Origin of the sequence: Microbacterium terregens (genome assembly GCF_039534975.1) — a bacterium.
In the GTDB taxonomy this organism is placed as follows: Bacteria; Actinomycetota; Actinomycetes; order Actinomycetales; family Microbacteriaceae; genus Microbacterium; species Microbacterium terregens.
Genome location: NZ_BAAAWH010000001.1, coordinates 932,443 through 946,909, shown reverse-complemented (window position 1 = coordinate 946,909; position 14,467 = coordinate 932,443). Strand labels below are relative to the sequence as shown.

11 protein-coding genes are annotated in these 14,467 nt (G+C 68.9%); 5 read left to right on the top strand and 6 right to left on the bottom strand.

The window, feature by feature from the left end; all coding sequences use genetic code 11:
* Window positions 1-49: 49 nt before the first annotated feature.
* Window positions 50-1,323 (bottom strand): IS3 family transposase gene (locus tag ABD655_RS04310; RefSeq protein ID WP_344711794.1). Its coding sequence is split into 2 segments (ribosomal slippage): window positions 50-1,053 and window positions 1,053-1,323, totalling 1,275 coding nucleotides; the frame shifts between segments, so codons are not numbered across the junction.
* Window positions 1,324-1,545: 222 nt separating this feature from the next.
* Here ABD655_RS04310 and ABD655_RS04305 point away from each other — a divergent pair.
* The 3 genes from ABD655_RS04305 to ABD655_RS04295 all read left to right on the top strand — a co-directional run bounded on the left by ABD655_RS04305 (window position 1,546) and on the right by ABD655_RS04295 (window position 6,152).
* Window positions 1,546-2,490 carry a Ppx/GppA phosphatase family protein gene (locus ABD655_RS04305; RefSeq protein WP_344711865.1) on the top strand — a complete coding sequence of 315 codons (945 nt, stop codon included), beginning with the start codon at window positions 1,546-1,548 and terminating at the stop codon, window positions 2,488-2,490.
* Window positions 2,491-2,704: 214 nt separating this feature from the next.
* The gene (locus ABD655_RS04300; RefSeq protein WP_344711864.1) at window positions 2,705-5,302 is read left to right on the top strand and encodes an ATP-binding protein; all 2,598 of its coding nucleotides are present in this window, start codon (window positions 2,705-2,707) and stop codon (window positions 5,300-5,302) included.
* On the top strand, window positions 5,283-6,152 hold the full coding sequence (locus tag ABD655_RS04295) for a hypothetical protein (protein ID WP_344711863.1): 870 nt from the start codon (window positions 5,283-5,285) through the stop codon (window positions 6,150-6,152). The genes ABD655_RS04300 and ABD655_RS04295 overlap by 20 nt, the downstream gene beginning before the upstream one ends.
* Before the next feature lie 263 nt (window positions 6,153-6,415).
* Here ABD655_RS04295 and ABD655_RS04290 read toward each other — a convergent pair whose 3' ends face one another.
* From ABD655_RS04290 to rplM, 4 genes are all read right to left on the bottom strand, one after another.
* On the bottom strand, window positions 6,416-6,742 hold the full coding sequence (locus ABD655_RS04290) for a GYD domain-containing protein (protein WP_344711862.1): 327 nt from the start codon (window positions 6,740-6,742) through the stop codon (window positions 6,416-6,418).
* A gap of 437 nt (window positions 6,743-7,179) precedes the next feature.
* Window positions 7,180-8,538: a phosphoglucosamine mutase gene (glmM, locus tag ABD655_RS04285; RefSeq protein ID WP_344711861.1), complete on the bottom strand. Its 1,359-nt coding sequence runs from the start codon at window positions 8,536-8,538 to the stop codon at window positions 7,180-7,182.
* Between the two features lie 17 nt (window positions 8,539-8,555).
* Window positions 8,556-9,035, bottom strand: coding sequence for a 30S ribosomal protein S9 (gene rpsI, locus ABD655_RS04280; protein WP_344711860.1), 480 nt, complete (start codon window positions 9,033-9,035; stop codon window positions 8,556-8,558).
* 30 nt (window positions 9,036-9,065) lie between these two features.
* Window positions 9,066-9,512, bottom strand: a complete 447-nt coding sequence (gene rplM, locus ABD655_RS04275; RefSeq protein ID WP_344711859.1) for a 50S ribosomal protein L13 — start codon at window positions 9,510-9,512, stop codon at window positions 9,066-9,068.
* Window positions 9,513-9,879: 367 nt separating this feature from the next.
* Between rplM and ABD655_RS04270 the strand changes: the two genes are divergently transcribed.
* Window positions 9,880-10,014, top strand: coding sequence for a hypothetical protein (locus ABD655_RS04270; protein WP_344711858.1), 135 nt, complete (start codon window positions 9,880-9,882; stop codon window positions 10,012-10,014).
* 184 nt (window positions 10,015-10,198) lie between these two features.
* Window positions 10,199-12,154: a hypothetical protein gene (locus ABD655_RS04265; protein ID WP_344711857.1), complete on the top strand. Its 1,956-nt coding sequence runs from the start codon at window positions 10,199-10,201 to the stop codon at window positions 12,152-12,154.
* A 17-nt stretch (window positions 12,155-12,171) separates the two neighbouring features.
* Here the strand turns inward: ABD655_RS04265 and ABD655_RS04260 are convergent, their stop codons facing one another.
* Window positions 12,172-13,644, bottom strand: a complete 1,473-nt coding sequence (locus tag ABD655_RS04260) for an HNH endonuclease signature motif containing protein (protein ID WP_344711856.1) — start codon at window positions 13,642-13,644, stop codon at window positions 12,172-12,174.
* Window positions 13,645-14,467 lie beyond the last annotated feature (823 nt).

Here is a 14,467-nt window from a genome sequence, read left to right as displayed (position 1 = left end):
CGTTGTTCGCGAGGGTGCAGGTTGAACCGTCCCCGGTTCTGTGCCGCTCCTATGCGGGTTCCATCACCGGATGGGATGGCGTTTCGAGGTCAGCGTAGTACGCGGCCTCGAGCTCTTCGGGCGGGACGTCTCCGATGGTCGAGTGCAGGCGTCTCGCGTTGTACCAGTCGACCCAGTCGGTGGTGACCCATTCGACGTCGTCGATCGTGCGCAGCGGCCCGGATCGGAACGGGGAGCCGTCGCGGATCGCCTCGTTCTTGAACAGCCCGATGGTCGATTCGGCCAGGGCGTTGTCGTATGCGTCACCGATCGATCCGATCGACGCGGCGATGCCCTCGAGGGCGAGCGTCTCGGCGAACGACACGCTCGTGAACTGTGAGCCGGCGTCGCTGTGATGGATCAGCCCGTCCTTCACTCCGTGCCCGGCACGGTCACGGCGCCACAGTCCCATCCGCAGCGCGGTGGTCACCAGCGGTGTCGTCTTCACGGTCGCGGCATGCCAGCCGACGACCGCCCTCGAGTAGCAGTCGATCACGAACGACACATAGACGAACCCGGCCCACGTCCGCACATACGTGAAGTCAGCGACCCACTGCCGGTTCGGCGCGGCGGCGGTGAAATCGCGGTCCAGTAGGTCAGGCGCCCTCGCGGCGTTACGGTCCGGGATGGTGGTCCGCACGCCCTTGCCCCGCACGAGGCCGTTGATCTGCAGCTGTCGCATCAGTCGGTCAACTTGCCGCTTCGACACGGCGAGGTCTTGCCGGCGCAGCAGCGCGGTCATCTTCCGTCGCCCATACATCGACTCCGGCGTCAGCTCGCCCTTCGCGTTCACCCGGGCGGCTCGGATCGCGTCGATGATGACCGCGTCCGCGAGGTCCCGGTTGCTGGGCTGGGCGCGTTTCCATGCCCGATAGGTCCGCTCGGCGACCGGCACGCCCTGCTCCCGCAGAACCTTGCAGATCGACCCGACCGAGCGGCCTTTGGCGCGTTGATCCTCGATGAACGCGAGGATCAACGGCGTCGGGGGTCGAGTTCCCCGGCGAAGAAAACCGCCGCGTCCCGCAGAATCGCGTTCGCCTCACGCAACTCACGGTTCTCCCGCTCGAGCCGACGCATCCGCTCCGACTCACTCGAGGACACCCCCTGGCGCTCGCCCCCGTCGATCTGCGCCTGCCGCACCCAGCGGCGCAGCGACTCAGCCCCGAACCCGAGCCTCGCCGAAACCGCCTCGCACGCAGTCGTCAGGTTCGGGTACTCATCGAGGTGATCGAGCACAAGCCGGATCGCTCGCTGCTTCGTCTCCTCCGGAATCCTCTTCGGCATGATCAACATCTTCCTTCCAGACTCGAAAGGAAACGGCATCAAACCGGGGACGGTTCAACGGCCGCGACACGCACCCTCGGCAGCCGCAACACGCACCCTCGACGGCCGCAACATGCACCCTCGGCAGCCGCAACACGCACCCTCGGCAGCCGCAACATGCACTCTCGGCAGCCGGGGGGAACCCGCGCGGACACGACCCCGCGCCGCGCTACGCTTTCCCCCGTGCGCCTCGGAGTTCTCGATATCGGCTCGAACACCGTCCACTTGCTCGTTGCCGATGTGCGACCGGGAGGGCGTCCGCTCGCGACCACCAGCCAGCGCACGGTTCTGCGGCTCATGCGGTACCTCGACCCGGACGGCTCCATCACCGAAGAGGGCATCGTCGCCCTCGAGCAGGCGGTGCGCGAAGCCCGCGCGGTCGCCGCGACCGAGCGGGTCGACGAGCTGCTGGCCACGGCGACCTCCGCCGTCCGCGAGGCCGAGAACGGCGCCGCGGTGATCGCCCGCATCGAGGCCGCGCTCGGCCAGCCGCTTCAGGTGCTGGCCGGCGAGACCGAGGCCCACTTCACCTACCTCGCCGTGCGGCGCTGGTTCGGCTGGGCGGCCGGGCAGATCCTGCTCCTGGACGTCGGCGGCGGCTCGCTCGAGATCGCGGCGGGGTCCGAGGAAGTCCCCGCGGCCGCGGCATCCGTCCTCCTGGGCGCGGGACGCATGACCGTGCAGTTCCTGCCCGACGACCCGCCCGGCGAAGCCGCGGTCGAGCGCCTCCGGGACCACGCGAAGCAGGTCCTCGCGCCCGAGCTCGACACGTTCCGCGCGCAGCCGCGCCCCGACCACTTCGTCGGCTCGTCGAAGGCGATCCGGTCGCTGGCGAAGCTCGCCGGGTATCCGGTGGGTCGCTGGTCCAGCATTGAGCGGATGCTGTTGCCTCGCGCCGCGCTCGGCGCATGGATTCCGCGGCTGGCGCGCATCCCCGCGTCCGCGCGGCAGGAGCTGCCGGGGATCACCCCCGACCGCACGTTCCAGATCGTCGCGGCCGCCGTCGTCCTGCACACGGCGATGACCGCGCTGAACGTGGAAGAACTCGAAGTCTCGCCGTGGGCGCTGCGCGAGGGCGTACTGCTGCGATACATCGAGTCGTTGTCGTGGAGCACCCCGGCCGCCTGACCCGAGCCCCCCGCAGTACCGACCTCCGCTGACCCGAGCCCGCAACACCGGGCCGCCAGCAACACCGAGCCTCCGCCTGACCCGAGCCCCCAGCCGACCCGAGCCCCCCGCACAACCAACCCCCCGAAAGCCCCCGACCCACCCCCGCGAAAACCCAGCCCCCCAACCCGCCACATCCCTGGCGCATCGGACCCACCTGCGCCACACTTCACGTATGGACGCTCATGCGTCGTCGATCCGCACGCCCGACCAGCGCATCCGGGTGTTCCTGAGCTCCACTCTCCGAGAACTGGAGCCCGAACGCGAGGCCGCCCGTGCCGCGATCGAGTCACTTCATCTGGCCCCGGTCATGTTCGAACTGGGGGCCCGGCCACACCCGCCCCGGTCCCTGTACCGCGCCTACCTCGCGCAGAGCGACATCTTCGTCGGGCTGTACTGGCAGAGCTACGGGTGGACCGCCGACGACGAGCAGGTCTCGGGCCTCGAGGACGAGTATCTGCTCTCGGGCGACCTGCCCCACCTCATCTACATCAAGAGCCCCGCGCCCGACCGCGAACCGCAGCTGGCCGAGCTGCTCGGGCGCATCCGCAGCGACGACACCAGCTCGTACCGCACCTTCGAGACGCCCGCCGAGCTCGCGCAGCTGATCGTCGCCGACCTGGCGACCCTGCTCGCCGACCGGTTCGACGCATCCCGAGCCGCGCCGGCGGCCGCGCAGCTGGAGTCGGGGCGCGGCATCCCGGCGCCCTTCACCAAGCTGGTGGGACGCGTCGACGAGCAGCAGCAGCTGCTCCAGATGCTCGACTCCCCCGGCGTGCGTATGGTCACGATCGTGGGCCCCGGCGGCATCGGCAAGTCGCGCCTGGCGATCGAGGTCGCCGGTGCGGTGGCGGCGACCGGGCGCGAGGTCGCCTTCGTCATGCTCGAGACGCTCACCTCGCCCGAACGGGTGCTGAGCGTGATCGCGCGGTCCGTCGGCGTGCGCGAGACCGGTGAGGAACGCGTCGACACCAAGCTCCTCGCCGCGCTCGGCGGCCGGAACATGCTGCTGGTCGTGGACAACATGGAGCACCTGCTCGATGCCACCGGCGACCTGGTCCGCCTCATCACCGAGCTGCCGACCCTGCAGCTGCTGGTGACCAGCCGGTCCCCGCTGCGGGTGCGGGCCGAGCGCACCTTCGAACTGGGTCCGCTGACCCTTCCCGATCCGGATGCTTCCCCGACGGATGCCGTCAACGCCAGCGCCGTCGCCCTGTTCGTCGAGCGGGCCATGGCGATCAACCCCGCGTTCCGGATGACGCCCGATCAGGCGCCGTCCGTCGCCGGCATCGTCAGGGCACTGGACGGCGTGCCGCTCGCGATCGAACTGGCCGCCGCGCGCACGCGGACGATGCCGCCGCGCGAGATCCTCAAGCGGCTGGATTCCGCACTGAGCCTCCTCGTCGGCGGCGCGCGCGACCTGCCCGAACGGCAGCGCGCCGTGCGCAGCACGATCGAGTGGAGCGTCCGGCTGCTCGATGAAGAGGCGACCGCGGCCTTCGAGTCGCTCTCGGTCTTCTCCGGCCCGTTCAGCTTCGTCGCGGCCGAAGCCGTCCTCGGCACGAGCGATGATGAGGGCGACGGAGCGGTCGCGGCGATGGAGGCGCTGATCGACACGAGCCTGCTCTGGCAGCACGAGCGCGACGGCCTGCAGGTGTTCGGGATGCTGGCGCTGGTCCGCGCCTTCGCGCGCGAGCGCGCGAAGGCTCCCGAGACGGTCGAGGCGGTCGACGCGGCGCGGGATCGCTGGGTCGCGCACTACATGTCCGTCGCCCGCGACGCGTCCGTGCGCATGCGTACCGCCGATCAGCTCGCCGTGATCCGGGAATTGGATGCCGAGACCGAGAACCTCGGCGCAGTCATGCGTCACCTGCTCGACACGTCGCGCCTGGACGAAGCGGCCGACTTCGCGTGGTCGCTGTACATGTACGTGTGGATCGGAGGGCTGCTCGGGGTCGTCCGCGATTGGATGGCCGAGCTGCTGGAGCAGGCCGAGCGCGACGGCATCGCGCTGACCCCGCGCACCGAGGCGATCGCGCTGTACTTCACCCGCGCCGTGACGTACTGGCAGGATCCCGGCGTCGACGTGCTGCCCGGGTTGGCGCGCGCGGCCGAGCTGTTCGAGAAGTCCGGTGAGCCGGCGAGCGCCGCCCTGACGCGGGTGTCGATCGGCCTGGCGTACCTGTCCGCCCCGACCGGTCCCGACCTCGCGTCCGGTCGCGCAGCCCTCGAGCAGGGCCTCACCGGGTTCCGCGACGCCGGTGACCGGTGGGGGCAGGCGATGATCCTGGTCGCGCTCGGACGGATGGACATGGTGACGCAGGATGTCCCGGCCGCCGCCGCGCGATTCGACGAGAGCCTCGCGCTGGCCTCGTCGGCGGGAGAGATGCTGGGCGTCGTCATCGCGCAGCACCACCGCGGCTGGCCGAAGTTCCTCGCCGGCGACATCGACGGTGCCGAGCGGGACTTCGCCGAGGCCCTGGACACCTCGCTGGCGATGCGTCACGACGAAGGCATCGTGTACGGGCTGGAGGGATTCGCGGCGATCCGCGCGGCGCAGCGCAACGCCGAGCAGACCGGGCTGCTGGTTGGCGCCGCGCAGCGCCTGCGGCGGCACATCGGCTTCGTCAATCCCGGAGGTCTCGCCTTCTCCGGCCCGCTCGTCGAGGCACTCCGCGAGTCCGGTCAGGGACCGGTTCTGGATGCCGCGATCCAAGAGGGCGCAACCCTCCCCGTCTCCGAGGTCCTTGCTCGTGTCACGGACCGACGCTGAACGCGCGCGTCCGGAGCGGACGCGCGATGACCGGGTCCTGCGGATCACGCGGATCGTCGCGCTGCTCCTGCTGCCGTTCCTGATCATCGCGGTCATCCTGCTGTTCGGGTTTCCGGACCGCACCGGCGAGCTGTTCGCGTGGCCGATCACCCCGCCGCTGACGGCGTATCTGCTGGCCTCGGCATACGTCGGCGGCATCTGGGTCTTCGCGCGGATCGTGCGCGCACGCCGGTGGCACCGAGTCGTCGTGGCGTTTCCCCCGGTGATCGTCTTCACCGCGGCGCTGCTGATCGCGACGCTGCTGCACCTGGACCGGTTCTCGCAGAACCTGTCGTTCTACACCTGGTTCGTGCTGTACATCACGACGCCGTTCGTCACCGCGTGGTTGATGTGGCTGCAGCGCGGGCGCGATGACGGGGAGCCCGAGATTCCCGACAGCCGGGTGCCGATGGTGGTGCGCGTGCTGCTGATCCTCGTCGGCGTCGCGTCGCTGCTGACCGGCGTCGTGCTGTTCGTCATCCCGACGTTCGTGATCCCGTTCTGGGCCTGGGACGTGACTCCGCTGACCGCCCGGGTGCTCGGCGCGGTGCTGTCGCTGCCGGGCGTGGTCTCGCTGTGGTTCCTGCGCGATGCCCGGTGGAGCTCGTTCCGGATCGTGTTCCAGGCGCAGCTCGTGAGCCTGATCGCGATCGGATGCTCCCTGTTCGCCGGCCGCGACGCGCTGCACTGGGACCGTCCGGCGACCCCGGGGTTTCTCGCGCTCCTGGGAATCGCGTTCGTGGGCTACCTGGCCCTGTACGTCGCGATGGAGTTGCGGTTGCGGCGGGCCGCGGCATCCCCCGGTCCTTGACCCCCGCTCCCCCTCGCTGCCCCCTGCTGCCCAGAGTGCACGTCCCCGCTGCCGAGAGTGCACGTCCCGCTGCCGAGGGTGCATGTCCCCGCCTGCCCCGCTGCCGAGAGTGCACGTCCCCGACGCCGAGAGTGCATGTCCCGGATGCCGAGAGTGCACGTCCCCGGCGCTGAACTGGCAAGTCCCGTGCCGACAACACGCACTCTCGCGAGCAGCAACATGCACTCTCGCGAGCAACGACCTGCACCCTCGCGAGCAGCGGGTCAGGTCCCGGGCTGGCGGTACTTGACCTGCGCGACCTTGCCCAGCGCCTCCAGCGTCTCTTCGACGCTGAGGAGCACCGTCGTCTCGAACGAACTCATCGCCCCGCCACTGCCGATCGCCAGGGCCACCGCCGCCATCGACACGTTGTCGGGCGCTTCCCACAGCGTGTATCCGTCGTGGCTGCCGAACGCGTACCAGAATCCGTGCAGCTGTCCGCCGACGGACTCGATATACGTCCGCGCCGCCGTGCGACGATCCTCGGGATGCTGTGCCAGCCGCTGCCAGGTCTCGGGTGTGTAGCTGAATCTCGTCAGGTAGAGCGGCATCGTCTCGTCCTTCCCTGCGCTCGAAAGAATCGCTGATTCCCCCAGAGTGACCCTCTACGCCCGCTCCCACAATGGGTTCCGCGCACCATGGCTGTGGGCGGGTGTTCACACGCGAGCCATGCACTCTCGCGGGCCGGGCATGCACTCTCGCGGGCCGGGCATGCACTCTCGCGGGCCGGGCATGCACTCGCGCGGGCCGGGCATGCACTCTCGCGAGCTGGACAGCGGCGACCGAACGATCGCTCAAGCCCGAGCGCACCACCTACGCCCCCGCGCACCACCTACCCCGAGCGCACGACTTCCCGCCGAGCGCACGACTTGTCCGCATCGCGAACCCGTGCACTCGTCGCGAACCCGTGCACTCGGCGAAGCCCAAACCCGTGCAAAGCGCGCAACGAAGAAAAGCGCGACACCAAACCCGACGAAACGCGCAGACCCTAAAGCGCGAGCCGCTCCCGCACCACTTCGGCCAACTGCTCCGCATACTCCGACGCGACCTCCGCCGAGGACGCCTCGACCATGACGCGCACCATCTCCTCGGTGCCCGAGGGCCGCAGCAGCACGCGCCCGGAATCGCCGAGCGCCGTGGCGACTGATGCAACGGCAGAAGCAACGCCGGCGTCCGTCGCGGCCAGCGTGCGATCCACGCCGCGCACGTTCACCAGCACCTGCGGGTACACGGTCATCACCGACGCGAGCTGCGCCAACGAACGGCCCGACCGGGCCATCTCGGCCATCAGGTGCAGGCCGGTCAGCAGCCCGTCGCCGGTGGTGGCGTACTCGCTCATGATCACGTGGCCGGACTGCTCGCCTCCGAGGGAGTATCCGCCGGCGTTCATCGCCTCGAGCACGTAGCGGTCACCGACCCCGGTCTGGACGACCGTGATCCCCTGATCGGCCATCGCCCGGTGCAGTCCGAGGTTGCTCATCACGGTCGCCACCAGCGTGTCCGCGACCAGGTGCCCGCGGTTCTTCATCGCGACCGCGAGGATCGCCATGATCTGGTCGCCATCGACGATGCGTCCGCGCGAGTCCACGGCCAGGCACCGGTCGGCGTCGCCGTCGTGCGCGATGCCGACGTCGGCACCCACGCGCACCACGTGCGCGGCCAGCGAATCCAGGTGCGTCGAGCCGACGCCGTCGTTGATGTTCATGCCGTCCGGGTCGGCGCCGATGACGGTGACGCGGGCTCCGGCGTCGCGGAACGTTTCGGGTGAGACTCCGGATGCCGCGCCATGCGCGCAGTCCAGCACGACGTGCAGCCCGTCCAAGGAGTGCGGCAGGGACGCGAGCAGGTGGACGACGTAGCGGTCCTCGGCATCCGCGAACCGGCGGATGCGGCCGACGCCGACGCCGGTGGGCTGCAGCATCTGCCCCGCCATCGCGGCTTCGATGCGTCGCTCGACCACGTCGGGGAGCTTGACACCGCCGCGGGCGAAGATCTTGATGCCGTTGTCGGGAGCGGGATTGTGGGATGCCGAGACCATCACACCGAAGTCGGCATCGATGTCCGCGATCAGATACGCCGTCGCCGGGGTGGGCAGCACGCCCGCGTCGAGGACGTCGACACCGGACGAGGCCAGGCCCGCCGCGACGGCGGCGGAGAGGAACTCACCCGAGACGCGCGGGTCGCGGGCGACGACCGCGGTGAGGCGTTTGCCGGCGGCCTTGCGGGCCTCGGCGGTACGCCCCTGGCCCAGGACGACAGCAGTCGCCTGGGCCAGGTGCAAAGCGAGATCGGCGGTGAGGGGGCCGTTGGCCAGCCCCCGCACCCCGTCCGTGCCAAAGAGCGGCATGCGGAACGGGGGACCGATCAGCGCTTCGAGTACTGAGGAGCCTTGCGGGCCTTCTTGAGACCGGCCTTCTTGCGCTCGATGACGCGGGCGTCACGCGAGAGGAAGCCGGCCTTCTTCAGGGTCGGGCGGTTGTTCTCCTCGTCGATCTGGTTGAGCGAACGGGCGATGCCCAGGCGCAGTGCGCCGGCCTGGCCCGAGTCGCCGCCACCCGAGATGCGCGCGATGACGTCGTACGCTCCGGTGAGGTTGAGAACCGTGAACGGGTCGGTGATCAGCTGCTGGTGGAGCTTGTTCGGGAAGTAGTCCTCGAACTTGCGGCCGTTGACGGTGATGGTGCCCGAGCCGGGGATCAGTCGCACGCGGGCGATGGCCTGCTTGCGTCGTCCGACCGCTGCGCCGGGGACGCTGAGCACGGGGCGCTCTACGACCTCGACGGTCTGGTCGGCCGGGGTCTCGGTCGAGAAGTTGCTTTCGGTGGATTCTTCGAGATTCGCCACGAGTATGTCCTTAGTCAGTCTGGGAGGCGCTTACTGGGCGACCTGGTCGAGGGTGAAGGTCTTGGGCTGCTGGGCACCGTGGGGGTGCTCGGCGCCGCGGTAGACCTTGAGCTTGGAGAGCTGCTGCGCACCCAGGCTGTTCTTCGGGAGCATGCCGCGGACGGCCTTCTCGACGGCCCGCTCGGGGTTCTTGGCGAGGAGCTCTTCGTACGTGACCGACTTCAGACCACCCGGGTAACCCGAGTGACGGTAGGCCTTCTTCTTCTGGAGCTTCTGCCCCGTCAGCGCGACCTGGCCGGCGTTGATGATGATGACGAAGTCGCCCATGTCCATGTGGGGGGCGAAGGTCGCCTTGTGCTTGCCGCGGAGCAGTGCTGCCGCGTGGCTTGCCAGCCGGCCGAGAACGACGTCGGTGGCGTCGATGACCAGCCACTCACGCTGAGCTTCGCCAGCCTTGGGGGTGTACGTGCGCGTCACAATAGTGCTGCTTTCATTGATTCGAACGGAGATGTTCGTGAATCCCGCTCCGGGGGGTTTGGCCATCCCGGTCCCCGAGCTTTTGTCGAGGGGGCCGGACCAAACGCACCAGTGGAGGGCTCACGTTCGCGGTGCGAGGCCAGCAGGGCACAGGCACCAAGGATCGATTCTACGGCATCGGGATGCCGCGGCCAAACACGCGGTCAGATCGCGAGCGGCTTCGCCCCGGCAGGGTGCGGATGCCGCTAGTCTCGCAGCACGGTCTCGCGATGACGCGGGTACCACCGCGTCCGCGGGAAGACGAGAGATCCAGGCATCGATGATGGATTCGAAGAGTCCTCGCCAGACATGTGGGTTAGGCGTACTCGTGATACCTGCTGTGCTCGGAGTCCTGATCGCCTTCGCGATCGCCGTGTCGATGATGCGTGTGTCGACCATGCTGCGCCGCGATGCCGAGCGCGAGGCCGAGCTCGACGGCTGGGCTTCCGCGCGCCTGTCCTGACGGACCGTTCTCGGGGGTCGTAAAGACCATCACGTAAGCCCGGATGCCGCGGCCGAACACCCGCCAAGAATTTCGCCTCTTGACACCTGAGCGCGTGAGGTCCACGCTGTGCTCGACGGTGGCACTGGAGCCACTGCGGGGGTGCCGGTGCGCGGGGGTGCACCGGAAGGCTGGGGGGCGTTCCATGGCTGTTCCTCGCATGCGTGCGGCGGGGGCCGCACTGGCTGCTCTCGTGCTCGTCGTCATCGGTGGGGCGGCTACCCCTGCCGTGGCGGATGACCCGCCGCCGGTTGTGTGGACACCGGTGGCGGGTTACCCGGCATCCGTCGGGGATCTGACCGTGCACATCGAACACGGGTCCGGTGACCCGTTCGTGGATTCGGGTGAGCCGTCCGGTCCGACGCCGCTGGCGAACTACGGCGTGACCAACGCCTCCGCCGAGCCGGTCGTCATCGGGTTCGGGACGGACACCTCCACCCAGGGCGTGATCGAACCGCTGTGGGAGCCCGCGACGTGGGGCGTGCTCGAAGAAGAGGCCTCCAACGGGCTCACGGACTATTTCCGTCTGACGGTCCCGGCCGGCGAGACGGCGTACCTGGTCGGCGACAGCGGTGTCCCCGAGTACTCCGGCCGCACGGCCGTGATCTACGAGCTGACTCCGGCGCCGGATGTCTGCGTGCCCGAAGATCCCGAGGATCCGGAGGGCCCGCAGGTGTGCACGCCCGCCGCCGACCCGACGGTCGAGACCGAGATCGGCCGGTACACGGCGCCTGGTCGCTTCGTGCCGGTGCGGTTCGACGAGGGCAACGAGCACACGGTGTTCGGCATCGGGCAGGAGATCTCGGTCGCCGGCGCCGATGGAGCGGAGCTGTTTCCGGGGGTGTCGGCGACGGTGACGGCGAGCGGCTTGACCGCGGGTGAGCAGTTGGAGCTGTGGCTCGCGCCGAACATGGACTATTTCTTCTTCTTCCTGATGGGCGGGGTTCTGCCGGCGGATGCTGTTCCCGTCGGCACCGGGACCGTCGCTGCCGACGGAACCTTGAACACGACCTTCGTGATCCCGGCGGATACGGCCCTGAACAGCCAGTACCAGCTGGTGGCGGGGGTTCCGGGTGAGTACTACTGGCCGGCGGGAAGTTACGAGTACTTCCAGGTGACGGCGCCAGCGGCCTCGGCATCCGTCGGAACACCCGAAGGCGCGTCCGAGTCCACCGTCGCGGTGGGGGCCACGAACCTGACGTTCACGTTCCCCGAGGGAACCGAGGCGGGCACCACGACGGCAGCCGTGAGTACGACCGGCCCGGCGCCGAACGAGTTCACGCTGGCGACGAACCCGCCGCTGTATTACCACCTGGATACCACTGCCGAGCCGGGCGGGCCGGTGACGGTGTGCATCACGTACAACACCGCGAATCTGCCCGGCGGTCCGCCGTATCTGTACCACCACGAGCCGGTCGAGGGTGGCTACACGTGGACGAACATCACCACGAGCCGCGAGGCGGGCCGGGTGTGCGGGGTGACGAGCAGCTTCTCTCCGTTCACGCTGGGGTACCCGTTGCACGACGGGTCGACGGTCAAGCCGGCAAAGGGTGTGATGAGCGATGACAACAGCCCGCGCCTGCAGGACGGCACCTACAACGTCACGATGGACATCAAACGGGGCGAGAACGCGCGCATCGTGCGGCTGCTCGAAAACGGCGTCGTGGTGGCTGAGCAGGAGTTGACGCGCAGCACTCCGAATCCGCAGCGTGCGGTGTTCGCGATCTCGGGCAAGGCGAACGGGACGTACAAGTACACCGCGGAGCTGGAGAACTCGACCGGGGTGACGAAGACGGCTGCGCACACGGTGAAGGTGAAGGATGCCAATCCGGGCAAGGTCATGCTGAAGGCGACGTCGCCGAAGAACGGGGCGTTCACGCTGACGGCGACCATGTCGAGCGGAACCAATGCCACCAGCGCGCAGTTCTACCAGAACGGTGTGCCGCTGGGGGCGCCGATGGCGTTGACGGCGAATACTCCGAACGCGCAGACGGTCTCGCTGCCCCTGGTGCGGTCGAAGGGGAACTACACGTACAAGGTCGTGTTCGCGAATGCGGTCGGTGCCACGTCGAGTGGCGATGTGAAGGTGAAGGTCAAGTAGCCCGCTCACGCCGCGCGTCACCCGCGTCGCTCGAGCGGTGGTGGCGGATCCCACGCCCACGCGATCGCCGACTTCGTCTTCAGCGCGACCGGATCACCCCGCCCCGGCGGCGGATGCAGCATGAACGGCCCGAGTTTCTCGCGCGTGATCCGCCACCCGTTGTTATGAAGCAGCATGTGATGAAAACGACAGAGCAGGATGCCGCGATCCACGTCGGTGCGACCCTCATGCTCCTCCCAGTGATCGCAATGGTGCGCTTCGCAATACGACGCGGGAACGCAGCATCCGGGGAACATGCATCCGCCGTCGCGAACGGCCAATGCGATCCGTTGCCGCGCAGAATAAAGGCGCTGTTCGCGCCCGAGTTTGAGCGGATTCCCCGCTCGGTCCACGACGATTTCCTGCGCGCCGAGGGTGCAGAGCGTGCGATCGATAACCGAACCCGGGATCGCGTCGCCGCCGTCTTCGAAATGCCCGGTCGCGACCATTCGACCGAATGCATCGCGCGGGCCGATCGCGTCTTTGACGACGACCATGCGAACGCCCGGCTGCCGCGCCCCGAAGACGTCGCTCGCCGATGCGAGGGATCCTGCCCGCCACACGTCCAGCATCAGGTCGTACGCGATCTGGTCGTTCGTCCGCGGATCCTTCAGCAGGGCATCGGCGGCGGCCGCGGCATCCGAGTCGACGAACCGCGGACCGCCTCGACGGGGCCGCAGGGCGGCGTCGATCATCGCGTCCACCCACGCCGCACCTTCGTCATCGAACGCGATGCTGCCGCGACGCACGCCGTCTTCGTCGGTCCACCGGCGGAACGACCGCCCGTCGTATCGCCGCTGGAAGCGCTCCTCCGCGCCGACCGGATCCAACGCATCCCGCACCTGGCGAGCGCGCCGCAGCAGCTCTTCTACCGGCATCCCGTCGATCTCCGCGAGCAGCTGCTCGGCCGCGCACGCCCACACCTCGCGCGCCGCATCATCCGAAACCCGGCCAGCACTCACCTGCGGCTCCCCCAGTCCCCGGCGAATCGCATCGTGCTGCGCCGGCGTGATGCGCCCGCCCAGCATCGCCGCCCGCAGCGGCTGGTGCCACGGCACCGCGACCGGCAAAGCCTCGGTCGTATCAGCCTCGGACGAGACCGGCGGCTCACCGTCCAGCAGCGCCTGGCCGACCCGGACCGCGCGCGCGGCATCCGCCTTCGTCCCCCCGGTGATCGACTGGATCAACGCGACCGGAGTGCTGTGGCCGTGCACAGCCGCGACGCCGGAATGACCCTGATCGCGGGTCGATCGCTCGGCGAGGACTCCCGCGCCGACTGCCATCAGGTTCTCCACGCCGTTGTGCACCGCGGCAGCCGTCGACAGAAACGACAAGGCCGCCTCGCTGTCCACGCAACGCAGCAACCCGGGCAGCTCGTCCAGCTCGAAGTCGCGCCCGACGTGCGCACCAAGCGAGTCGAGGTGACCCTGCAGCTCGGACAAGAAAGCCATAGTCCATAGTGACAGCGGCCCCCGACATTCCGAGGTATGTTCCGAGGCCTTGTGCACAACACCACGGCGACGGATGCTGTGGAGGAACCGCCCCACCAGCACACGCAACTCAATCCAACAAAGAGAACGAGTTGCCGGTGCCGACGGACGTGCCCATGGGGATTTAAGGCAGCGTCCGACGGCACCTACCCGGACCGCTCCCCGCATGAGCCGTCTTGGAGGACGGCATCCCCGCGGTTCGGACTGGGCATGAACGACCATACGGGGCACCGCCGACACACCCTGGGGGCCTTGTCATCGGGCGCAATTTCCGATACACGATGCACACGAAGGCGCGGCGGCGCCGCCGGGCACGCCTGCTTGGGGGGCTGGGCGAGTTCCGACGGCACCTGACCGTCACCGGTGATCGGCCGACCGCCGAGGGGCAGCGGTCTCGTGCGCGAGTTCAGGCTAAGGCTGACCCTAGGAGCACGGTGCCTGCCCCCTCATCGGGGGTTTCTACGGGTGCGTACTATCCACGTTCAGGGAAAGGCCGCCCGAACCCCCTGCCGTCGTTTTGCACCGCACCATTGCGGCTCGTCATTTGGGTTCATTGCAGACCGTCAGTCTCACGAATCTCCGTTCTGGGCAGTGTTCGAGATCGCGATTCCTGGGCAGCCCGATGAGCAGCCGACGTCGCCGACGATCGACCGACGTTAGGCCGCGATGGTGGCAGCGCGAGGTGGGCGGCGTACCTGTGTGGAGGTTGCTCGTGACCCTCGCGGTGCTGGTAGTCACCGCCGCTTTCAGCATCATCAACACGTCGCGCTGACACACGGCTCAC

Bases quoted from the DNA above. Each gene is read 5' to 3' on its own strand.
- ABD655_RS04300 (WP_344711864.1), top strand. From the start codon at position 2,705: ATGGACGCTCATGCGTCGTCGATCCGCACGCCCGACCAGCGCATCCGG.
- ABD655_RS04290 (WP_344711862.1), bottom strand. From the start codon at position 6,742: ATGCCGCTCTACCTGACGAGATTCAGCTACACACCCGAGACCTGGCAG.
- glmM (WP_344711861.1), bottom strand. From the start codon at position 8,538: ATGCCGCTCTTTGGCACGGACGGGGTGCGGGGGCTGGCCAACGGCCCC.
- ABD655_RS04265 (WP_344711857.1), top strand. From the start codon at position 10,199: ATGGCTGTTCCTCGCATGCGTGCGGCGGGGGCCGCACTGGCTGCTCTC.
- ABD655_RS04260 (WP_344711856.1), bottom strand. From the start codon at position 13,644: ATGGCTTTCTTGTCCGAGCTGCAGGGTCACCTCGACTCGCTTGGTGCG.